Origin of the sequence: Rhizobium sp. CG4 (assembly GCF_023701965.1) — a bacterium.
Taxonomy (GTDB): Bacteria; Pseudomonadota; Alphaproteobacteria; order Rhizobiales; family Rhizobiaceae; genus Agrobacterium.
Window position 1 is genome coordinate 206,057 of sequence record NZ_JABAEG010000008.1, and the last position, 21,074, is coordinate 227,130.

Genomic DNA, 21,074 nt, shown 5'->3' on the forward strand with positions numbered 1-21,074 from the left:
CGGCGTTGGACGAACATAACGAATACTTTCAATTTGGAGCGTGTGCGGTGCGCATGCTCTACCTGATCCTGCTTGGCCTACATAACATGATATTTTTCGTCAAGAATGTAATTCAACTTTGAGAGGCGGACGATACCTTTGGTCGCATGTGCTCCATTGCTGTTTGATATGGAGGTGCGGTGAGCAGACTTCAAACCGTCAGGAGGCGTTCGCAGAAAAGCAACAAGGTGGACGCAAATTGATGCTGTTCGAGACCCGGCTAATCTTCTAACGATGATCGCAAAACAATCAGAGGGAATTACATGAGCAAGCCGTTTTACTGGAATGAATTGAACACCTACGATTTTGCTCATTTATCGCCCAAAAAAACCATAGCCATCCTGCCGCTCGCCTCGACTGAGCAGCATGGGCCACATCTGCCTGTTGCTACGGATGTCGCCATTGCCAATGGTATGCTCGACGAGTTGAAGACACAGCGCCCTGACGACCTCGACATACTCGTGCTGCCGACACAGGAGATCGGCAAGGCGAATGAGCATGTCTACGGTCCGGGGTCATTGTCTTTCGGTCCCGAAATTCTTATCCCAGCCTGGACTGCCATCGGAACCAAAGTTGCGGAAGCCGGTATCCGCAAACTCGTGATGGTCAACTCCCATGGCGGTAATGCGGACATCATGAGCATTGTTGGCCGGGAGCTGCGGGTGCGCCACCAGATGGCGGTTATCTGCACTCATTGGGGCCGCTTCGGTCACCCGGATGGTTTGATCAGTGAGCATGAGAGACAATTCGGCATTCATGGCGGCGAAGTGGAAACGTCGCTGATGCTGCATTTCCGGCCTGAGCTCGTGCGTATGGAAAATGCGCAGAACTTCGTGTCGAAGGCTGAAAGCCGCTCGAAATTCATGCAACCAGCGCCGCCGCATGTACTGTCCTGGCTTGCCCATGACCTGAACCCACATGGCGTGGTTGGTGACGCGACCAAGGGTAGTGCAGAAAAGGGCGAGATAATCTGCCGCCATCAGGTGGCGGGTTTCGTCGAACTGCTGCGCGAATTCGAAGGATTTTCGCTGGATGAATTGTATTCCCGCTGAGAACAGCGGGACTTTTCCCTTAAAATATCTTTGCGGCGGTAATCTCGACTTCGACCTTGAATTCCGGACGCGTAAAGCCTCCCACCACGATCAAGGTCGAGGTGGGTTTGCGATCCAGAGTGAAGCGATCGCGCACGGCCATATAGGCTGGAAAATCTTCCCGGCGTGTCACGAAACCGGAAATGCGGATAACATCCGCAAAACTCATGCCCGCCTCCTCGAGAATTGCACCTATTGCCTTGAAGCACAGTTCTGCCTGTTCGCTGACTTCGCGTGGAATGACATCATCCAGACCGATGCCGAGCTGCCCGGAGGTGACCAGCAGGCTGGCGCCCGGAGGCACCAGCAGACCGTGATTATAGGCTCCGAACGGTTTGGGAACCGCAGGCGGATTGAAAACCTGTTGCATGATGTGGGCTTCCTTTTCGCCGTTACCGTTTAGCGGGCATAGAGTTTGTCCAGTCGGACAAGGCGACCAACCAGGATCAGGGCCATCACTGTGAACACAATCAGCACTGCGGAGATTGCATGGGCTGTCGGTTCAAGACTGAAGGTTGATTCTGCGTAGATACGAACCGGCAGGGTTGTCAGGCGTGCCGTGGTCAGGAAGCTGGTGACCGTTACTTCACCAAAGCTCAGCAGGAAGCCGACGAGACTTGCTGCAAACAGACCCGGGGCAAGGCCTGGCAGTGTGATCAGGAAAAACATCCTGAAAGGGTCGGCGCCCAGACTTGCGGCCGCTTCCTCCTGCGAACGATCAAGCTGCATGACCGAGGTGGTGAGCAGGGTGATGGCAAACGGCAGGATGACGATGACGTGGATTGCCACAAGTCCGAGGAACGGCGGCACGATCAGATAGATTTGCAGCAGTTTCAGCATGCCGACACCAATTGCCACATGCGGCAAAGACAGTGGCAGCATCCAGAATGTCATCAGGACGGAGCGCCCCTTGAACGGAAAGCGGGCTAGGGCAAATGCTGCCGGAAGCGCCAGTGCAATGGCAACCAGCACCGAGACCGTGGCGAGCTGAACTGAAACCCAGAAAGCGTCCGCATAGGCACCGTTGAACAGAACTGCGTAATACCACTTGAGTGTGAAGCCCTTGAAACCGGCGGCCGTTGCCTGTGGCACATCGTTGAAGCTCTGGATGCATACGAGCACCAGTGGCAAGAGAAGCAGGCCAAGCGATGCCACCAGCAAAAGGCGGGCGATCACGAAACCGACGGTATCTGCCAGCCTGACAACGATATTCGGCAGGAATACCGGGTTGCTGGCGCGCTCGTTCAGCCATGGCATCAGACGTTTCATGCCGATGCCGCATAGCGCTGCAAACGCCAGGCTGGTGATGGTCATGATGACGGCAAGCGCCGAGGCAAGTGGGGCGTTGAGGTTCTTGATCGCCTCCTGCATGACCAGCATGCCTGTCGTCCAGACCTTCTTGCCGCCAAGCAGGGTGGCGGACACATAGGCTGTACTGGCCATCAGGAAGACGATGACAAGGCCGGAACGCAGGCCGGGCAGCGACAGGGGGAGGTCGACCGTCAGAAAACGCATCGCAGGCGATGCGCCAAGGCTTTCGGCAGCCTCATGCACACGCGGTGAGGTGTTCTGCATGCTGTCGTAAAGCGCAAGAACCATGAAGGGCAGGAAGACCTGCGCCAGAGCAACCGCCACAGCGCCATGGTTGAACAGCATGTTGGCGGCCTTGGGAATACCAACGAGGCCAGTCACCGAATTGATCAATCCGTCCGGCGCAAGCAGCAGAATGATGCCGAGCGAACGGACGACCACGTTGGTCAACAGCGGAATGAGAATGATGGCAAAGGCCGCGGCCCGGTATTTCACCGGAATGCGCGCCAGCCAGTAGGCGAGTGGATAACCCAGCAGGGCCGTCAGCAAGGTGACGCCAAGGCCGAGTGCAATGGTTTCACCCACAACGCGGAAATAGAAACTGTCGGTGACGATACCAATATACTGCGCCAGCGACGGCGCAGTGATCAGTGGTCCAAACGGATCAGGGTATTCGTGCAGCGACAGCAGGAAGATCGCGGCCATGGGGGCCGCGAAAGACAGGAGTAGCCAAAAAGTGACCGGTGCTGAAAGGGCCGGTCCTATCCACCGTGTCATCCGGCGATCTCCCGGTCATAACGGGACTGCCACTTGGCGCGGTTGGCGTTGATGAAGTCCCAATCAAAATCAACCAGCTGCGAAACCTGCTCATCACCAACGATCAGCTTGCTCTTCAGATCGTCAGGAATGGTGATGTTGTTGACGGTCGGGGAGTAATAGATTTCGCGGGCATAGGCCAGCATGCATGGCTCGGACAGGTGCAGGTTGACCCACTCTTCTGCCAGCTTTTGGTTCTTGGTACCTTCGGTGATGCAGGCAACGTTCATTGCCAGTGCCTGACCTTCAGTTGGAGACGCGATCTCGATGTTCGGATTGCGGGTTTCCGCGTAAGAGCGGGTGAAGCTGCCGAACTCGACGGAGAGATCGCAGATGCCCTGATCGAACATTTCAAACAGCTGTGCCTGACTTGCCTGAATGGCGGCAAAAGGCTTCAATTCCTTGACCTTTTCGACCACCAGATCGAAGTCCTTTTCAGTGCCGCCCCATGCACGGGCTGTCATCATCAATGCAGAAATGCCTTCCGCGCCGAGGCCGTCCGGCCAAGCAATACGACCCTTCCATTCCGGGTTCCAGAGATCCTTCCAGGACGTGATCGGCTTGGATGCCTTGCGCTTGTCGTAAACGATCGTGCAAGGGTTGAAGGCAACGCCATAACCTCCCTTGCGGGCGCTCGGGTAAAGCGCTTCGAAATTGGCAACGTTCGCGGTCGGTTCCTGTGTGACGCCATCTTTTACGGCTTGGCGGCTCTCATAGATGTTGAGGTAAAGGACGTCGAAGCTCGGGCGGCCGCGCTCGGCATAGGCGCGTGCGCGACGGTCACCAGTACCACCAAGCACGTAGCTGATCTTGCAGCCGTATTTTTCGACAAGCGGCTTTTCAACATATTCTTTGACGATCTTTTCCTGGGCGCCGCCCCAAATGCCGACAACCAGTTCGTCGCCTTTTTTGATTTCGGCGTAGGCCGGGCGGATGATGTGAAATGGAGCTGCGAGGCCAACGCCAGCACCTGCGCCAAGTACGAGCCTGTTGAAATTGCGACGCGATAGGGTCATTGCAAATACTCCTGTCCGGTTCAGATGTTGGGTGGGGTCAGATAAAGGTAGCGCCGCCGGGCTGGGCCTGAAGGCTGCATGGTGCGCCAAGCGGTGGTGGCGGCAAATCCGAGGGAACGATCACCCGGATCGTACCGGCTGCAGACTGAATGTCCGCTTCCCAGGTGTCTCCGAGATAAGCTGCGTTGATGAGTGTGCCGGGCAGGGTCAGCGGACCGGCTTCGTCAGTAATTCTAAGCCGTGAGGCGCGCAGTACCAGTCGGGTTGCGCCATCTGGCGCGCCGGTGCAGGACAGGCCGGGTGCGCGGAAAACGCCATTTTCGCTGCGGCCTTCGATAACGGTCCGGGCACCGAGGAAGGATGCCGTAAAGGCAGAGCGTGGATTGTCGCAAAGCTGCTCCGGTTTGCCGATTTCTTCCATGATGCCCTTGCTCATGACGGCCACACGGTCCGACATGGCCAGTGCTTCCTGCTGGTCGTGGGTGACAAAGACGGTGGTGATGCCAAGGCGCTGCTGAAGCGAGCGGATTTCGCTGCGCATATCGGCGCGCAGATGGGCATCAAGGTTGGAAAGTGGTTCGTCGAGGAGCAGAACATCAGGCTCGATGACGAGCGCACGTGCAAGCGCCACACGCTGTTGCTGGCCGCCGGACATCTGCGTTGGATATCGATCCTTGTAGGGGCCGAGGCCCACAGTCTCAAGGGCTGCCGCCGCCCGTTCACGACACTTTGCCTTGTCGACCTGTCGCATACGCAGGCCAAAGCCGACATTATCCAATGCTGTCAGATGCGGAAACAGCGCATAGGACTGGAAGACCACGCCGATATTGCGGGCGTGCACCGGCTTTCTGGTGATGTCCTCATCGTTGAGAATGACCCGTCCCATGGTCGGTTTGACAAAGCCTGCAATCATGCGCAGCGTCGTAGTTTTGCCGCAGCCAGAGGGGCCGAGAAGCGAAAGAAGTTCGCCTTTCGGCACTTCAATCGTCAGACCGTCGACGGCCGTCTGGTCGCCGTAGCTCGCTGTTACGTTGTCCAGGGTGAGATAATGTTTATTTGACAACGTCATATCCTCGGGGCTGTAAATTCATGCGGGCTGTATCGCAGTGATGATGAAATCAGCTGCAAAATGCTCAATATTTGAGCTTCAATAATTACTGCTTATCATATGAGCATTAAGGTATTGAGTGAACTCCACGGACGCCGATATGCGGTATAGATGAAACGCTATATCGACGCTCAGATCGGCAGCTGATTGAGGGAAGGGCGTACCGGCGACAGGGTCGGCTCGTGCAGGCTGGATTCAAATTCCTTCGCGACATCCCGAATGATACGGCGCAGCCATTTGTGGGCAATGCTGGTGTGGTTACGCTCGTGCCAAAGCAGGTAAAGATGCATGCGGTCGAACTCTGACGGCGCATCAATGACCTGCAGGTGCTGGTCAGGTGTGTTGGCGGCCATATGTTCGGCATAGGCGCGCGCCGTGGTGAAGATAAGATCGGTGCCGCCGACGATAGGCGGGATCATCGCATATTCGGGCACGGACATGGCAATGTTGCGTTTCAGCCCGAGCTGCGCCAACCGCCCGTCGATCGGGCTGAACCCGGCGCTGGAACTTGCTGTCGGTGAAATGTGGCTAGCGGCGAGATAGGCATCGAGTGATATCGCGTCCCCTGCAGCCAAGGGGTGATCGCGATGGGCAATGCAGGCAATGTCGCATTGAAACAAGGCGGTAGACTTCAGGCTTGGCTGCGGTGCAGGCCAATTGCCGATGACCACATCGACACGGCCCGCACCAAGTTCTTCGGGAAGGTCAGGATTATCACCCGGCGGAAAGAAGTCGAGTGTGACATTGGGAGCATTGTGATGAATGCGCTTGGCTATTTCCGGGACGAGAAACACCCCAAAACAGTTGAGCACAGCAATGCGAATATTCTGGCTGGATAGACGCGGATCGAAATGGTCTTGACCGTTTAAGGCATCAGACAGGCCAAGCAGCACACTGCCGATCAGCGTCTTGATCTCTTCGCCTCTTTCGGTCAGCACAAGCCGTTGTCCGGCTCGCACGAGCAGCGGATCGGCAAAGATTTCGCGCGCTTTCTTCAGGTAGGCGCTGACCGTGGGCTGGCTGTGCCCGAGCAGCACCGCCACTCTTGAGACATTGCGCTCGGTAAGCAGGAGGTAGGTGGTGCGGAGCAGCCGCACATCTATCGAGGGATTAATATTCGCAAACATGGTCATTCCCGGTCGTCTGGTTCAGGAAATGCAAGGGTCATGCCATTAGAGAGCCGCACCATCAGATCTTGGATCGGTAGCAGCTTCGCAAAGCCCGTTAGGATGCAGGACAACGGCTCCGGCATGGCCGCAAAGATCGGAAAACGGCGCGATCATCTCAATGTCGTGTCCCGCCGTTTTGAGCTTTTCGACAAGTGCCGTATCAAATCGGCTTTCCAGTTTCAAATTGGTGCTGCTGGCGCCCCATGTGCGGCCGAGCAGCCAGCGCGGTGCGGTGATTGCTTCCTGAAGCGGCATGCCAAAACGGGCATGGCGGGTAAAAATCGCCGCTTGGGTTTGCGGCTGGCCCTCACCGCCCATGGTGCCGTATGCCATCACGCGGCCGTCGGCGAGCTTCGCGAGGGCCGGATTGAGCGTATGAAACGGCCGTTTGCCGGGCTGAAGCTGGTTTGGACCTTCAGCCAGCGAAAAACCGGCGCCACGGTTCTGGAAAAACACGCCTGTTTCGGGACAGGTAAGTCCGGAGCCGAACTCCCAATAGACACTCTGGATAAAACTGACGACATTGCCGTATCGGTCGGCAGCACCCATCCAGATCGTATCGCCCTCTGCTGGTTTGTATGGCCATTGCAGTGCCCGGGTCATGTCGATCCTGGCGGCGAGATTATCGAGCGCTTTAGCCTCAAGCCATGTCTGGGCGTCGGCAGTCATTGTGACCGGATCACCAAGGTCACGATTGCGTTTGATGAAGGCCTGTTTAGTTGCCTCGATCAGCCCGTGGATATGGTCATAACCTTCGCCATTTTCGATCTGCAACCGATCGAAGAGACCGAGGATCATCAGCGAGGCGACACCCTGGGTAGGCGCGACCATGTTGTGGAGCGTGCCCTCAAGCGTGGTGACGCTGAGCGGTGTAACTTCACGCGGAGCATAGTGCCTGAAATCCTCAACCCGTAACGGACTGCCGTTGCGCTCAAGAAAGGCTGCATGGGTTTGAGCGAGATCGCCGTCATAATAGGAGCGTAGGCCATGTCGGCCAAGCTCTTCCAGCGTATCGGCCAGTCGGGACTGTCGCAGGCGTGCGCCAGCTGGCGGTGTTTTTCCTTCTATCAGATAGGTTTCGGCAAAACCCGCAACACCGGAAAGTTCGTGCAATTTGTCTGAAGTACAGATCGACTGATTGCCGGTGACGGCAATTCCATCGCGTGCTTTTGCGACGGCGGCAGAAATAAGTTCGGAGACTGAAAAACGCCTGGGGTCACCAACCATCGACAGCGCCATGTCCCATCCACCGATGGTACCGGGGACGGTCAGTGCGGCTTCGCCGTTGCGCGTAGGAATGGCGGCGACATGGCCGCGTTCCCGGTACCAGTCAACTGTCGCAAGACCGGCTGCCTGTCCACAGGCGGAAATGCCAGTGAGTGGTTTACCCGGTCTGTGGATTAGCCAGAAGCCATCCCCGCCGATACCGTTCATGTGCGGATAGACAACGGCGATCATCGCGGCTGCGGCAACCATGGCTTCCATGGCGGTGCCACCTTCATCAAGAATGCGGCGTCCGGCATAGGCCGCTTCGCGGTGTGGTGCGGTGAAAGTGCCGTTAAAGGCGAGCGCGGTTTGCAGCATGCTGATATCCTGACGCTTCAGAAGGATGGAAACGAGGCGGCGGCTTTCGCCAGCAACAGGTCGCTGCCCGGTCGGCCGACCAGGGAAAGTCCAACGGGTGCGCCATCCACCGTTCCGAAGGGAATGCTGAGTTGCGGTAGACCCGCATGACCGGCGACCGACATCAGGCTCAGCGCTCGATTGCGATAGGGCTCAAGTTCTGACTGCGGTGTTGTCAGCAAAGGTGCAGGGCCGGGCGCCGTGGGATAGAGCAGGATTGTCCCTTCGGGTAAAAGTGCATCCAGCCGTGCACGAAGTCGCTCGCGGTAGGCGCTGGCCTCCTTGAATTCGGCTTCGGTAATTTTACTCGCCATGGCGAAACGTTCTTTGATGCCCGGTCCGAAGGCCGGTTGACGTTTGGTAATCCATTCCCCGAAATGCTGCCAGATCTCGTATCCCTGATGGAGACGAAATGCGCTTAAGGAAGCTTCCGCTCCACCGTCAGGCAGGATCGTATCAAGCCTGTAATCGAAGTCGGGGAGGGCAGAGCGGATATGTTCACGGGTTTCATCCATCGGTAAGGCCCAAAGGTCTTCGGGTGCCCAATAACGAATGTCTGTAGCGTCGGGTGATGTCCCGCAAAAGACCGAGATGATCCGTTCCATCAGATTGCGATCCCGCGTGAAGAAACCCGATACGTCATAACTCGCGGCCAGCGGCACCATGCCCTCGGATGACATTAGCCCATGAGTAGAGCGCCAGCCATAAAGGCCGCAAAAGGAGGCGGGAAGCCGAACAGATCCACCGGTGTCTGTTCCTAATCCAATGTCGGCAAGGTCAGCGGCCACCGCAGACGCTGAGCCGGAGGAAGAGCCGCCTGGTACGCGCAATGGTGCTGCCGTATTCAACGGCACGCCGTAACGTGCGTTCAAACCCATCAGGCTGTAGGCAAGTTCGTCCATATGCGTTTTGCCGATGATGGAGGCGCCGTTTTTCAGTAGCGTGTCGAAAACGCCCGCATTCACCGCTGCTGGTTTCTGATCCTCCGCAAATTCCGGGTTTCCAGCCCCTGTGATCAGGCCCCTAATGTCGAAATTGTCCTTCGCAGCGACGCTCAAGCCGGAGAGCGGCTGGTCGTTGATTGCTGGGCTCGCTTGAAGCGGGTGATCAAACCATTGGATAAAGGCGTCGCAGAAATCGGGCATGGGGCAGTCCTAAATTACAGATCGAGGGTTAGTTGGGCGGTTTTGGCGCGGGACACACAAGGCATGATCCACTGGCCGGATGCGATCTCCTCCGGGGTGAGAAATGTGTCGCGATGTTCGGCCTCGCCTTCAAGCAGGGCCGTCATGCAGCTTCCGCAAAAGCCCTGTTCGCAGGAGTGTTCGATGTCGTGGCCATTGGCCATCAATACGTCGAGTATGCTGCGATTGGTCGGCACATCGATTGTGGTTCCGCTACGCGCAAGAACCACACGAAAACTATCCGCATTCTCTGGAGCCGCCGCTCCGGAAAACCGTTCCTCATGGATTTCCGTCTCGGCCCAGAGGCGTGATGCCTGCGTGCGTACGTGATCCATGAAAGGGCCGGGGCCGCACATATAAAGATGGCTACCGCTGCCTCTTTGCGCGAAAATTCCATCCAGAACCGGTGCTAGTGCCGCGGTCTCCAGACCAAAATGAAAATGGACATGGTCTGCGAAAGCGCCAGATGAAAGCACTTCGAAAAAGGCGGCCCGTTCTTTCGAATGCGCAAAGTAATGCAGTTCAAACGGTTTGCCGGCGGTGAGGAAATGCATGGCCATGCTGTAAAGCGGTGTAATGCCAATACCGCCTGCCAATAGGATATGCCGCTCGGCTTTGCTTGATACGGAGAGAAGGCTTCGCGAAGCACCCATCTTCAATTTGGCGCCGATGTGCGCGGCCTCATGAAACCATTGTGAACCACCCCGTGACTGAGTTTCACGCTTGATGGCAATCCGGTAGAAGTTGGTTTCCGCCGGATCATTGCAAAGCGAATATTGCCGCACCAGACCGTCGGGCAGGTGGATATCGATATGTGCCCCTGCCGGAGAAGCTGCGAAAGGCTCACCATCGGTACTTTCCAGTCTGAAGGAGCGAATACCGTCTGCCTCCTCATCGATGGCGGTAATGACGATGTCACGCATCGAAACCTGCATCGTCCTTACTCCATCGCCTTGTTGAGCAGCGCGGATACGTCGCGGCAGTAACCAGCATATTCAGGAGAAAGGCGGTATTCGGCATCGCGTGGATAAGCCCGCTCGATGGGGATTTCGCCAATGATACGGCCGGGGCGGGCTGCCATGACCACGATGCGGCTTGAGAGAAACACGCTTTCATAAACACTGTGGGTGACGAACATCACTGTGGACGAGGTAGATGCCCAGATGCGCAACAGGTCGTTGGACAGGCGGTTGCGGGTAATTTCATCGAGCGCTGCAAAGGGCTCATCCATCAGCAGCAGTTTTGGTTTTGTGACCAATGCGCGGGCAATGGAAACACGCATTTTCATGCCGCCGGACAGTTCGCGCGGATAGGCATTCGCAAAGTTTTGCAGGCCAACCATTTCAATGACGGACAGCACGTCATCACGAGCGGCGTTTTTTGATTTTCCCGCCAGTTTCAGTGGCAGGAAAATATTGTCGAAAACCGTTGCCCAAGGCATGAGGTGCGGCTCCTGAAAAACGAAACCGATTTCCCCGCGTGCGTCCGATCTGTCGTCTCCCGGTCGGTCGACACGTCCTGCTGTGTGCTGACCAAGGTCGGCAACAATGCGCAGCGCGGTGGACTTGCCACAGCCGCTTGGGCCGAGAAGACTGACGAATTCGCCGGGCTGAACTTTCAAGTTAAGGTCGCGAAGAGCAACCGTGCCATTGCCATAGATCTTGTCGACGCCGCTGAGGCGCACGATTGGTTTTACCTGTGCCGAGGGCATGTCGAGCATAGCGGTGTTTCCTGTGTTCATCATCAACCCTCCTGCACCAGTTCGCTCTCATGCCAACGGCTGAGCAGAGCATGCTGCACCTTGGCCATCATGAACCAGATCGTCAGACCAAAGGCGGAGAGCATGAAAAGTGCCGCGAACATGCGGGCGACATCCAGCATCGCGCCGCTTTCAACGATGGTCCAGGCAAGACCTGTGGCATTGCCAGCGCCAGCAACAAATTCGGCAACCACGGCACCAATGACTGAAAGACCGGAGGATATGCGTGCCCCTGCCAGAATGAAGGGTAATGCGGATGGAAGCTGCAGGTAGCGGAAACGCTGCCAGCGGGTTGCCTTGTAGAGGCTGAAGACGTTGCGCAGGCCGTGATCGGCAGATTTCATGCCGACTGCGGTGTTGGACAGCATGGGAAAGAAAGCCACGATCCAGGCAAGGATCATCAGTCCAAGCCATACACGGTTCAGGCCAACCCAGATTACCACGAGCGGAGCAATTGCCACCATGGGGGTCACCTGTAGGGCGACGGCATAGGGCCAGAGGATACGTTCCACCTGCTTGTTCTGCGTCAGAAGCACGCCCAGGGTGACGCCGGATACGAGTGCGGCGACAAAGGCGCAGAGGGTGATCGATGCCGTGAACCCAAGAGCGCTCAACAGCGAGGGGAACTCATCGACCATCTTGACGATAATTGCCGACGGTGGTGGCAGGATAAAACGCGACACCTGAAAATGGGTGACCAGTGCTTCCCATGCAATGAGGAAAATGACACCGCCGAGAGCTGGAGCAGCAGTCTCGGCCGCCGCCCTGCGCCATTTGACCGGGGTTGGATTGGAAGGGCTCACAGCAAGATCGGTCAAGACGGCACTCCCGAAAGTTTGGCGATGGGCAGACGCAAGGTTGAGCTATGCGACGGGCCATGTGACACGCAAATCGTCGTAACCACCGCCTTTGTTTTTGGGGTAGATACCGGGTCTTCACCGGTGCCGGGATTGACCGGATGGGCGGGGTAATCGGAGGCTGCAATGGATAGTCGCAACTGTTCACCCGCCAGAATGGTCGAACACGTTGTTGTCAGAGGCAGGGTGTAGGTTCCCTCGCCAGCGTCTCTATAATGTGCATAACCGCTGGAAATCTGCAGGACCCTACCGTCCTTTGTGACTGTGGAGAGAACGCAGGACAGATCGAAACTCGGGCAATCTGAGGTCGCGGATATCTCGATCACCGGTTCTCCGGCCAAGGTCAGGCTGGATTGCAACGGCGCGGTCGTGAATGTCAGAACATCACCGCGCTCGTCAGTGATGCGGCGGTCGACAGGGCCGGCGGGTACGCCGTAACAGCCACCGGTTACAGGAGCCGGGCGCCAAGGATCGTGTACGATGTAATCGCTGGCATCCAATAGACCTTGCTGTTCGCTCAACGTGCCGTCATCGGCACGGATTGCCGCACGTCCGGTGCTGCCAAGGTAGAAGGTCTGCTCATCCTCAGGCCAGCTTTCCAGGTCGCGCCATGATTTTGCACCCATGTCGAAGAATGAGATTGGCTTGCTAGTGATTTCGGTAGTTGGCTTGCGTTTGAGAGCCTGATCGAAGAAGCGGATATGCTCGATGTCGGTGTCTCGCTCCGCCGCAGGCCCGAAGTCGACAGTGCCGACCTTGCTGACCCAAGGGAAATGGACCCAAGGGCCGATGATCAACCGCGATATGCCGTCATCGCCGTGCGAAAGCTCTTTCCACGCTTTGATCGTGCTGGCCAGATGTGTGTCAAACCAACCGCCGATGACCAGCATGGGGAGTTTGCGAACCTTGATTTTTTCGGCATGGGTTGAGGGGGAAATTCTGGCCCAAAAATCAGAGTCCGCAGGTGTTTCAAGCCAGTCCATGACATGGGAGTAATCGCGGTATTTTGCCAGAATTTCGGGTTTTGCGGCAATTGGACCGTTAACTGGTAGGTTGGCGGATACAGTCATCAGCGCCGCGTAGGCTTCGTCGTCACCGGCACGGCGTGCCGCTTCGGCGGTGATCTGAATGCCCCAGCCGACCATCTGTTTCATCCGCAGCGCGCCGTTTTCATAGGCCCATGTGGAACCTGCATCCCACGGGCCCATGGCCGGTGCGATGGCCTTTAGCGACGGGCTATTGCCAGCGGCGGCAAGCAGCTGGTTGTAAGACTGGTAGGAAAAACCATACATGCCGACATCGCCGGTCGATCCTTCCAGTGCTGCAGCCCATTCAACCGCTTGCGCACCATCCTCGATATCGTTTTCGCCGGGACGGAACACACCTTCCGACGTGCCGCGACCACGGATGTCCTGGACCACAACGATATAACCATGCGACGCATACCAGGCCGGATGCGCGTAACAGATGGTGCATGCAATGCGACGGCCATAGGCTTGCCGCTGAAGAAGCACCGGGTAAGGGCCGGGGCCAACCGGACGGTAGATATCTGCATCAAGCCTCATGCCGTCACTCAAATGCATCGACTGCGTTTCCGGAGGCAAAACGGCAAGCCTGCCAGTGAGGTCTTTGGTGTTTGAAATGTCGTTCATGCCTGACGCCGATCCCATTTGTCTGTCGGAAGTTCGATGGCGAATTTTTCATCGGCCTTGTCGTCGATTTCGAAGCGGCCTGGATTGAGCAGATTGTAAGGATCAACCTGGCGCTTGAAGGTGATCTCGCGTTCGGTGATTTCCTTTTTGCCGACGGCGCGCACATTGGATGTATGTGAGTTGGAGACCACGGCTCCGGCCTCCTGCATCAGCCGCACCATGGTGGCCATCTGTTCCGGGCTTTCGTAAACGAAATAGGGCGAGCCGGAGCCAACTACCTGACCACCAACGCGCAGGATTTCCATGCGCATCGGGCCATAATGGCTGACCTTGTCGTGCACCCGCTGCACAAGTCCCACCAGATCGGCATCGCGGAAGAAGCCTTCGACGACGGAACGGCCGGGCTCGGTCTTTTGAATCTGGAACAGCGCGTGGCCGAACACGAATTCCCAGATCGGCCCGCCATAGGGACCTTTGCCTTCTGGCGCGGACGAAACGATGGTGCCACCGAAGGAGGCGACACAGGCCTCGAAATCCTCCCAATTGTCTTTTGCGATCATGGTCGAGCAGATCGAATGACCTTCGGGCACGATATCGGCAAATTGCCGGATCAGCTTTGGTGTTGGCCATTCCTGAACCGAAACGACCTTGCGGTTGATGCCCGCTTCATTGGCAAGCGTCACGCCAAAACGCACCGCCTGCATGTATTCCGGGAAAGCAACGATTGCTTCGATCCAAGGCCATGCCGGAGCAAGTGGCATCTCGACTTCGGTGATGATGCCGGTTGCGCCATAGGTATGGTGAATGAGCTGCGCGTCTGGCCCACGCAGTTCGATCAAGCGTGGTTCTTCCTCCATTGTCAGCACCTGCGCGCTGGCAATATTGCCGCGATCACGCAGGATGCCGTAGACGACCGAACCCGGCCCGCCGGTACCGCCAGCGATGTGGCCGGCGATGGTAGCAATGCGAGCTGTTGTCGGGTGGACGCGCAACTCCCAGCCGATCTCGCGGGCTGCCTTGTCAATGTCGATGACCAGTGTGCCTGCCTTAGCGCGGGCCATGCCGGGAGCTAGCTCGACCATGCCGGCATAGGCGCTCATGTCGAGCAGGATGCCGCCCCGCAGCGGCACGCTCTGGCCGTAATTGGCAGACCCGCCACCTCGTTCGGTGATGGGGATGCGATAACGGACCGCTGCCGAGACGACCCGCTTCAACTCCTCAATGGTTTTCGGCGTGACGACTACATCGGCCTGCTTGCCTTCCAGCATGGTGCGCAGCAGCGGGCTGACGGCGTAGCGGTCACGGCTTTTGACGCGAATGCGGCGCGGGTCCATCGTCAATTCGACACCCTCAATGGCGGCGGCGAACTCGGTCAGCGGGTATGAGGTCATTGGCTCATTTCCCCTTCGTGTACATTGTCTCGGATGTGATGCGATCGAGTGGGTAGTGGGCAATTTCGCCGATCAGCTTGATCAGTCGGTCAGACGCCCGCTCGACGGTGATGCGGCCGCGCTCCGCGTCGGCTGCGGCGGCATTGCCGCAAGCGCCGGACGGGTGAATATCCTGCGACTGCCAGCCGAAACCGACTGCACCGCCTTCGGTCATCAGCATGTCGTATTCTTTTTCGAGCTGCTTGGAGAGCGGTACGAAATCCTCGGCATACTGCATGTCGACGAGTTCCGGGTGCAGGTAACGCAGGACGCTGGTTTCGACTTCGCCGGCATGAATGCCGTGTTTGCGTTCTTCGCCATCGAAAAGGTCGCTCAGGTCGGTGAAGCGCGACCACTGCGATGAAACGGCGAACATGCCGAGATTGACCCGCAATTGGCGGCAGACGATTTCCATGACCTGCGGCTGGCCACCATGCGAATTGACGAACAGCACTTTGCGCACACCAGCGCGGTAGGCGCTTTCGCAGACTTCGTACCAGAGACGGCCGAGCGTTTCGGCAGACAGTGTCAATGTTCCGGGGAAGGCAGAATGTTCGTTGGATTTGCCAACACTCATAGTTGGCAGGATAAGGGCTGGAAAGTCGGGTGCCATCTTGGCGACCGCATGTTCCATGATGCCATTGTTGATGGCGGCGTCCACTCGGACGGGTAGATGCGGTCCGTGTTGTTCGACGGCGCCAACCGGCAGAACGGCCACGATCTTGCTCATGTCCAGCGTTGCAAAGTCACGCGCCGTCAGATCCCACCACCAATGCGATTTCAGGTTCATAGTCATATTCCCGGTTATTATGTGAAGTGTTGTGAGAGGGGCGGCAAGCGCCCGCCCTCGACGTCGTTGTCAGTTCATCGGCTTTTCAAGGAACCGTGTCGTAAAGGCGCTGGCGTAGTCGAAGTCCGCAGCAAACAGACCGTTAGCGACCAGCATCTCATAGTGAGACTTCCATCGCTCAGCTGAGATCCAGCCAATACCGTGTTTGGCGGTGTCGTCGTTTTCGACCAGGTTATTGGCCGTCATCATCTCGTGGCTGTAATCCATCAGCTCTTTGGTGATCTGGGGATTGAGCTTGTTGATGGCAGCAAAAGCGACCGACGGGTCTTTCAGGAAATCGACCCAGCCCTTGCGAGAGCCGTCAACCAGGCACTGTACGACCTCAGGCTTCTCATCGATCATCTTCTGCGAGACCACGACGATCACGGTGTAGGGGTTGTAACCCATGTCCGACAGCAGGAAGTAGGATGGCAGCTTGCCGGTCTCAGCCTTGATGCGGAAGGGTTCCTGCGTCACGACACCCTGCTGGATGGAGGTTTTGTCCGACATCCAGGTTGCTATCTGGCCAGTGTAAGTGCGCAGCTGATCGTCGGTGTAGCCATATTTGGATTTGAGGAATGGCCAGAAGGTCGTGCGGTTGCTTTGAGAAATCAGGACAGGTTTGTCCTTGATGTCTTCGGGCGTCTTGATGCCGGGTTCATCATGATACAACATCACCGTCAGGAACTTCTGCATTGAGGCCATCACGGCCTTGGCCGGGAAGCCGACCGAATTCATGCGCAAAACGCCATCATTCTGCGGCAGCAGCGCCACATCGACCGCGCCTGTTGTCAGAAGCTGGGTTGGATCGATACCAGGTGCCCCTTCGCGCAATGTCATGTCGATGCCGCAGGCGGCATAATAGCCTTTCTCAAGAGCTTCATAGAAACCTGCAAATTCCGGCTGGGCTTTCCAGCTTAGCTGAAAGGTGACTGGTTCGTTGGCGGCTGCGGGAGCGGCGAGGCCTGCCAAGACGGCCAGGGCCGCGATGGAGGATTTCAGGTAATTGCCTATCTTCATTTCCATTGTTCCCTCATTGTTGTTTTGGGGTATGCGATCAGGCGGTTTTGGCTTCCAGCCAGCCATCGGTTTTCAAAAATTTATCGATGACGGCATCCTTGGTTTCATCAATCTCGAAACGGCCCGGATTGAGCAGGCCTTCGGGATCCATGCGTTTCTTGAAGGCGATGTCGGCCGGGCCGATTTCCTTTTTCCCGACGCCACGCACGTTTGAGGCATGGGGATTGGCGACGCGAATTCCCTCTTCGCGCATCATCCGCACGACATCGTCGACCTCTTCTTCCTTTTCGAACGTGATGAAGGTTGAGCCGGAGCAAACGAGATCGCCTTCCCAGCGGCGAACCTCCAGCCGCAGGGGGCCGGTGTGACGGATGCGCTCATAAACCCGCAAAACCTGACCCTCGAGGTCGCTTGAGCGGAAAAATCCCTCAACCTCTGTGACCGTCGGCACGGTTTTCTGGACTTGAAGCGTTGTGTGACCAAAGGCAAATTCATGCATTGGCCTGCCATAGGGGCCTTGGGCTTCAGGTGCCTCGGTCAGTATCGTGCCACCAGCCTCGCTGACCATCTCGTGGTAAAGCTCCATCGAGGAGGCATCGATCATTGCCATGACCACGGACTGTCCTTGCGGCACAAAGGGTGCGAAAGGGGTAAGCCACTGACCGATTGGCCACTCGTAAGCCGAGGCCAGTTTTTTGACGAGCCCGGTCTCGTAACCGATTGCCAGTGCGTGACGTATGGCTGTCGGGTAGTCGTTGAAACCGACCAGGATCTCAACCCATTTGCGGGCCGGTGCCAGCGCAAATTCGACTTCGGTAATGATGCCGTTGGTGCCGTAGCCATGCTGCAGAAGACGGGTCTCCTTGCCGAGTAGTTCCACCAGTTGCGGCTCCGCTTCTACGGAACAGGCTTCCAGTGCGATGATGTTGCCCCGGTCACGCAGAACGCCCCAGGTGATAGAACCCACACCGCCCGTGCCGCCTGCGATGAAACCGCCAATCGTTGCCTGTCGTCTGGTGGTCGGGAAGAAACGCAGTTCCTGTCCCGTTTCCTGAACTGCGGCCTCGATATCCTCGATCTTTGTTCCCGCACGTGCCCGCACCGCACCATCGCGAATGGATACGATGCCGCTCAGCCCGGAAAGGTCCAGCAAGGCACCGCCACGAAGGGGAACACTCTGACCATAATTTGCAGTTCCCGCACCACGTGGTGTCAGTGATATGCGGTGTTTGTGGGCGGCTTTGGCAACAGTCAGAACCTCATCCTTGGTGCGGGGCGACACCACCAGTTCCGCCTGCAATCCCGCCAGTGTCTTTTGCAAGAGCGGGCTAAGCGAATAGTGATCGCGGCTTTTTGTCCGGATGGTGCGTGGATCTGTTGTTGCGGGAATATCGCCAAGATCTGAAATGAAGGCATGAATATCAGACATTCCGGCCTCCTGCGGCTTAACGGTCGGCGTTGATGAGTGAGACGTGAGCGGCGGCAATTTTCCAGCCGTCGACGGTACGTATCCAGGTCTGGCTCTGGCGCCCTCGGGTGCCGGTTGCTGGCCTGATAAATTCGAGATTACAGGTCGCGACATCGGTTCCGTGGGTCGTGATGACGCGGCGAAGGACGTCCCGTTGCGGCGAGCCGCCAGTACGCCCGACACGGTAGGCGCGGATTTCTTCTATGCCGTAGAGATTTTCGGCAATGCCGTAGCGTAGCGTTTCGCTTGCAGACCAGAAAAGCGCGTCAAGCGTGTCCAGATCATTCGCCATCAATGCCACCTCATAGGCGTCACACAAAATGGTGACTTCGGCGATGACGTCGGGCAAATTGACCGGCAATACGGCTGCGCTTGACGGAGTGGTGTTCGTCGTCATGCCAGCTGCTCCCGAATTTCGTTGGAACCGCAGACAAAACCGAAGCACTGGCGCACATTGTAGAGGGTAGCATCCATGCAGAAGGTCGGTGATGTCGTGGCCGAACAATCTTCCAGCATGATGCAGTCGAAACCCCGGAAGTTTCCGTCCTGTAGTGTGCACAGAACACATTGGTCCGCATTCACGCCAGCAAACAGCAAGGTTGTAACGCCGAGATTGCGCAGGATGCTTTCCAGAACCGTGTCATGAAAACCGGACATGCTGTATTTGTCGACACAGATATCATCCGGCTCGATAGCCAGTTCGTCAACGACCTGTGCAGCCCAGCTTCCGACCTGAAGAACCTCCGCGTTGCGTGATGGCAACTTGTCGCCGATGCCGATGCTGACGCCGTCCGAATTGTAGACATGCAGCACGCCGGGCGAAAGGTTGGCGCGGTCCGCCCTGTTGCCCCAGTTCACCCAGATCACGGGGACGTCGGATTTGCGCAGCACTGGTAAAAGCGCTTTTAACGGCTCAATCGGCGCGCGTGCAGGGGTAACGTCTACGCCAATATGGGCAAGCCAGCCGTCGGGATGGCAGAAGTCGTTCTGCATATCGATGACGATGACCGCGGTGCGGGCCGCGTCGAATGTGATGGTGCGGTTACGGTCCTGTACCGAGACTGGACGTGCGCTGACCGGTACACGGATCATGTTGACCGTGTCAGCTGAAACCCGCCATTCGTTGCGGGCTGATGGGCCGAGGGGATTGAGGTGCGGCTGGGTTGCCATAGTGTCCATTGATCAAAGCCCCTGCAGAACGCGAAGGTCTTCTTCGTCGAGGCTGATGCGCTGGCCGCTGCGGATAAGTTCGGAAAAATCCTGGTTCGGCGTCATCACGGTCAGTGTGTAAAGCTTTGATGTGCCCGTGTTTTTGACAATGTGGACGCTGCCGGGGTTGAGCAACAATGCATCACCTTTTTTGATCGGCATTTCGTCGCCGTCGCTTGCGGCGGTGCCTTCACCGTGCAGCACGTAGAAAAATTCATGCGCATCTGAGTGGCTGTTGGGCGGCGTTGCGCCACCGACATTGAAGATTTCGACGACGAAGATGTTGTCGGTTGGTGCGGATTTCGGGTCGAACAGGATGGCGAAGTAGTTGGTATCCGTCGGCGAGATCTGGAACGCCTCGGCACTTGTCGCATTTTCAAAAGAAAAGGTTTTCATATTCGCTTCCTATGGTATTTGCCTAGTTTGTAGGCGTGGCGTTTTTTCAGGCGCATAGACATTGTTAGCAAGGATAAAATGAATTAAAAGCGCTTAATTGTGTTGTTTGCGTTGCCTTTTGGGCAACATGGATTTGACGTTATGCTGCACGCCAGATTGCTCAGCTATTTCGATGAAGTGGCCCGTTCAGGCTCGATCCGTAAGGCCGCCGAAAAGCTCAATGTCGCGCCGTCCGCAGTTAGCCGGCAGATTCTTGCGTTCGAAGAGGAGCTCGGAACGCCGATTTTTCAGCGCACGACCCGCAAGCTGTTGCTGACGGCGGCGGGTGAAATTCTCATTAGACATATCCGTGCGACGTTGAAGGACATGGAGCGCGTCCAGTCGCAGATCGAGGAGCTGAAAGGCTTAAGACGGGGTGAAATTACGGTCGCGGTTATGAGCGGCCTTGCCGCCAACCTGGTGCCGCGTGCTGTTGCGCATTTCCAGAAGCGTAATCCGCGCGTCAAACTCCAGCTTCGGCTGCTGCCGACTGGTGATGACATCATGGACAGCGTGGAAAATGGTGAGGCACATATCGGTATCGGATTCGACTTTCCATCCAGACCCAACATCCGCGTTCTTGATGTGGCAATCGGCCGTCTGGGCGCTGTCATGGCGCCGGATCATCCGTTGGCGTCGCGGTCCAGCATTCGGATCAGTGATTGCATCGGTTACCGTCTGATCGTTGCGGATATGACCATGGCTATCCGGCCGCATCTCGACAGGCTGTTTAGCAAAATGAAGCTGGAGCCGCAGTTTGCGGTCGAAACCAACTCGATTGAGGTCATGCGGCACACGGCCCTGTCGGACGAGGGTATTACTTTCCTGACGCCATTCGATATCGAATATGAGCTAAGGCAGGGGAGGCTAGTCTATATTCCGATCCATGAACTCGCGCATCACACGCAGCAATTGATGCTGATTGGCAGTGAAAGAACACCAAGTGCGCTTGCCAGCCTGTTTGTCGAGAACCTGCGGCAGGTCATCCAGCAGGTTTCAAGTGTGCCGGACCTAACGTCGATTTAGTGCTTTATTGCAGATATCAAAAATGACGCTCC

General features: G+C 57.0%; 20 protein-coding genes. 2 read left to right on the forward strand and 18 right to left on the reverse strand.

Translation table 11 applies throughout. The features are described 5' to 3' along the window. Positions 1 to 302: 302 nt before the first annotated feature. Complete coding sequence (locus HGO37_RS20945) at positions 303 to 1,091, forward strand: creatininase family protein (protein ID WP_250985036.1); 789 nt, start codon at positions 303 to 305, stop codon at positions 1,089 to 1,091. A 19-nt stretch (positions 1,092 to 1,110) separates the two neighbouring features. On the opposite strand, the gene HGO37_RS20950 is transcribed toward HGO37_RS20945, so the two are convergent. From HGO37_RS20950 to HGO37_RS21035, 18 genes are all read right to left on the reverse strand, one after another. Further along, a complete protein-coding gene (locus HGO37_RS20950; protein WP_250985037.1) occupies positions 1,111 to 1,500 on the reverse strand; it encodes a RidA family protein in 390 nt (129 codons plus the stop codon). 29 nt (positions 1,501 to 1,529) lie between these two features. Then, a complete protein-coding gene (locus HGO37_RS20955) occupies positions 1,530 to 3,218 on the reverse strand; it encodes an ABC transporter permease subunit (protein WP_250985038.1) in 1,689 nt (562 codons plus the stop codon). Next, positions 3,215 to 4,273, reverse strand: coding sequence for an ABC transporter substrate-binding protein (locus tag HGO37_RS20960; RefSeq protein WP_250985039.1), 1,059 nt, complete (start codon positions 4,271 to 4,273; stop codon positions 3,215 to 3,217). The genes HGO37_RS20955 and HGO37_RS20960 overlap by 4 nt, the downstream gene beginning before the upstream one ends. 37 nt (positions 4,274 to 4,310) lie before the next feature. Next, the gene (locus tag HGO37_RS20965) at positions 4,311 to 5,336 is read right to left on the reverse strand and encodes an ABC transporter ATP-binding protein (protein WP_250985040.1); all 1,026 of its coding nucleotides are present in this window, start codon (positions 5,334 to 5,336) and stop codon (positions 4,311 to 4,313) included. A gap of 176 nt (positions 5,337 to 5,512) precedes the next feature. Further along, positions 5,513 to 6,508: a LysR family transcriptional regulator gene (locus tag HGO37_RS20970; protein WP_250985041.1), complete on the reverse strand. Its 996-nt coding sequence runs from the start codon at positions 6,506 to 6,508 to the stop codon at positions 5,513 to 5,515. 45 nt (positions 6,509 to 6,553) lie between these two features. Then, the gene (locus HGO37_RS20975; protein WP_250985042.1) at positions 6,554 to 8,134 is read right to left on the reverse strand and encodes a gamma-glutamyltransferase family protein; all 1,581 of its coding nucleotides are present in this window, start codon (positions 8,132 to 8,134) and stop codon (positions 6,554 to 6,556) included. Between the two features lie 17 nt (positions 8,135 to 8,151). Beyond that, positions 8,152 to 9,318: an amidase gene (locus HGO37_RS20980; protein ID WP_250985043.1), complete on the reverse strand. Its 1,167-nt coding sequence runs from the start codon at positions 9,316 to 9,318 to the stop codon at positions 8,152 to 8,154. Between the two features lie 14 nt (positions 9,319 to 9,332). Further along, the gene (locus tag HGO37_RS20985; protein ID WP_250985044.1) at positions 9,333 to 10,292 is read right to left on the reverse strand and encodes a PDR/VanB family oxidoreductase; all 960 of its coding nucleotides are present in this window, start codon (positions 10,290 to 10,292) and stop codon (positions 9,333 to 9,335) included. A 5-nt stretch (positions 10,293 to 10,297) separates the two neighbouring features. Continuing rightward, the gene (locus tag HGO37_RS20990) at positions 10,298 to 11,098 is read right to left on the reverse strand and encodes an ABC transporter ATP-binding protein (protein WP_250985127.1); all 801 of its coding nucleotides are present in this window, start codon (positions 11,096 to 11,098) and stop codon (positions 10,298 to 10,300) included. 2 nt (positions 11,099 to 11,100) lie between these two features. Next, the gene (locus HGO37_RS20995) at positions 11,101 to 11,934 is read right to left on the reverse strand and encodes an ABC transporter permease (RefSeq protein WP_250985045.1); all 834 of its coding nucleotides are present in this window, start codon (positions 11,932 to 11,934) and stop codon (positions 11,101 to 11,103) included. Beyond that, complete coding sequence (locus HGO37_RS21000; RefSeq protein ID WP_250985046.1) at positions 11,931 to 13,625, reverse strand: CocE/NonD family hydrolase; 1,695 nt, start codon at positions 13,623 to 13,625, stop codon at positions 11,931 to 11,933. The genes HGO37_RS20995 and HGO37_RS21000 overlap by 4 nt, the downstream gene beginning before the upstream one ends. After that, positions 13,622 to 15,016: an FAD-binding oxidoreductase gene (locus HGO37_RS21005; protein WP_250985047.1), complete on the reverse strand. Its 1,395-nt coding sequence runs from the start codon at positions 15,014 to 15,016 to the stop codon at positions 13,622 to 13,624. Before HGO37_RS21005 ends, HGO37_RS21000 begins: the two co-directional genes overlap by 4 nt. Positions 15,017 to 15,020: 4 nt before the next feature. Then, positions 15,021 to 15,845: a creatininase family protein gene (locus HGO37_RS21010; protein ID WP_192488978.1), complete on the reverse strand. Its 825-nt coding sequence runs from the start codon at positions 15,843 to 15,845 to the stop codon at positions 15,021 to 15,023. A gap of 69 nt (positions 15,846 to 15,914) precedes the next feature. Next, positions 15,915 to 16,910: an ABC transporter substrate-binding protein gene (locus tag HGO37_RS21015; RefSeq protein ID WP_250985048.1), complete on the reverse strand. Its 996-nt coding sequence runs from the start codon at positions 16,908 to 16,910 to the stop codon at positions 15,915 to 15,917. A 31-nt stretch (positions 16,911 to 16,941) separates the two neighbouring features. Continuing rightward, a complete protein-coding gene (locus HGO37_RS21020) occupies positions 16,942 to 18,333 on the reverse strand; it encodes an FAD-binding oxidoreductase (RefSeq protein ID WP_250985049.1) in 1,392 nt (463 codons plus the stop codon). 16 nt (positions 18,334 to 18,349) lie between these two features. Continuing rightward, the gene (gene hpxZ, locus HGO37_RS21025; protein WP_210323932.1) at positions 18,350 to 18,769 is read right to left on the reverse strand and encodes an oxalurate catabolism protein HpxZ; all 420 of its coding nucleotides are present in this window, start codon (positions 18,767 to 18,769) and stop codon (positions 18,350 to 18,352) included. Then, positions 18,766 to 19,551 (reverse strand): cysteine hydrolase family protein, encoded by a 786-nt coding sequence (locus tag HGO37_RS21030; RefSeq protein WP_250985050.1) that lies wholly within the window; start codon positions 19,549 to 19,551, stop codon positions 18,766 to 18,768. Before HGO37_RS21030 ends, hpxZ begins: the two co-directional genes overlap by 4 nt. 3 nt (positions 19,552 to 19,554) lie before the next feature. Then, positions 19,555 to 19,977: a cupin domain-containing protein gene (locus HGO37_RS21035; RefSeq protein ID WP_192488974.1), complete on the reverse strand. Its 423-nt coding sequence runs from the start codon at positions 19,975 to 19,977 to the stop codon at positions 19,555 to 19,557. A gap of 141 nt (positions 19,978 to 20,118) precedes the next feature. On the opposite strand from HGO37_RS21035, the gene HGO37_RS21040 reads away from it, so the two are divergent. Then, on the forward strand, positions 20,119 to 21,042 hold the full coding sequence (locus HGO37_RS21040) for a LysR family transcriptional regulator (RefSeq protein WP_192488973.1): 924 nt from the start codon (positions 20,119 to 20,121) through the stop codon (positions 21,040 to 21,042). Positions 21,043 to 21,074 lie beyond the last annotated feature (32 nt).

Excerpts from the sequence above, each read along its gene's own strand:
- HGO37_RS20950 (WP_250985037.1), bottom strand. The coding sequence starts at position 1,500 with ATGCAACAGGTTTTCAATCCGCCTGCGGTTCCCAAACCGTTCGGAGCC.
- HGO37_RS21020 (WP_250985049.1), bottom strand. The coding sequence starts at position 18,333 with ATGTCTGATATTCATGCCTTCATTTCAGATCTTGGCGATATTCCCGCA.
- HGO37_RS20960 (WP_250985039.1), bottom strand. The coding sequence starts at position 4,273 with ATGACCCTATCGCGTCGCAATTTCAACAGGCTCGTACTTGGCGCAGGT.
- HGO37_RS20970 (WP_250985041.1), bottom strand. The coding sequence starts at position 6,508 with ATGTTTGCGAATATTAATCCCTCGATAGATGTGCGGCTGCTCCGCACC.
- HGO37_RS20975 (WP_250985042.1), bottom strand. The coding sequence starts at position 8,134 with ATGCTGCAAACCGCGCTCGCCTTTAACGGCACTTTCACCGCACCACAC.
- HGO37_RS21000 (WP_250985046.1), bottom strand. The coding sequence starts at position 13,625 with ATGAACGACATTTCAAACACCAAAGACCTCACTGGCAGGCTTGCCGTT.
- HGO37_RS21040 (WP_192488973.1), top strand. The coding sequence starts at position 20,119 with ATGCTGCACGCCAGATTGCTCAGCTATTTCGATGAAGTGGCCCGTTCA.
- HGO37_RS21005 (WP_250985047.1), bottom strand. The coding sequence starts at position 15,016 with ATGACCTCATACCCGCTGACCGAGTTCGCCGCCGCCATTGAGGGTGTC.
- HGO37_RS21015 (WP_250985048.1), bottom strand. The coding sequence starts at position 16,910 with ATGGAAATGAAGATAGGCAATTACCTGAAATCCTCCATCGCGGCCCTG.
- hpxZ (WP_210323932.1), bottom strand. The coding sequence starts at position 18,769 with ATGACGACGAACACCACTCCGTCAAGCGCAGCCGTATTGCCGGTCAAT.
- HGO37_RS20990 (WP_250985127.1), bottom strand. The coding sequence starts at position 11,098 with ATGAACACAGGAAACACCGCTATGCTCGACATGCCCTCGGCACAGGTA.
- HGO37_RS20985 (WP_250985044.1), bottom strand. The coding sequence starts at position 10,292 with ATGCAGGTTTCGATGCGTGACATCGTCATTACCGCCATCGATGAGGAG.
- HGO37_RS20980 (WP_250985043.1), bottom strand. The coding sequence starts at position 9,318 with ATGCCCGATTTCTGCGACGCCTTTATCCAATGGTTTGATCACCCGCTT.
- HGO37_RS20955 (WP_250985038.1), bottom strand. The coding sequence starts at position 3,218 with ATGACACGGTGGATAGGACCGGCCCTTTCAGCACCGGTCACTTTTTGG.
- HGO37_RS21030 (WP_250985050.1), bottom strand. The coding sequence starts at position 19,551 with ATGGACACTATGGCAACCCAGCCGCACCTCAATCCCCTCGGCCCATCA.
- HGO37_RS21010 (WP_192488978.1), bottom strand. The coding sequence starts at position 15,845 with ATGAACCTGAAATCGCATTGGTGGTGGGATCTGACGGCGCGTGACTTT.
- HGO37_RS20945 (WP_250985036.1), top strand. The coding sequence starts at position 303 with ATGAGCAAGCCGTTTTACTGGAATGAATTGAACACCTACGATTTTGCT.
- HGO37_RS21035 (WP_192488974.1), bottom strand. The coding sequence starts at position 19,977 with ATGAAAACCTTTTCTTTTGAAAATGCGACAAGTGCCGAGGCGTTCCAG.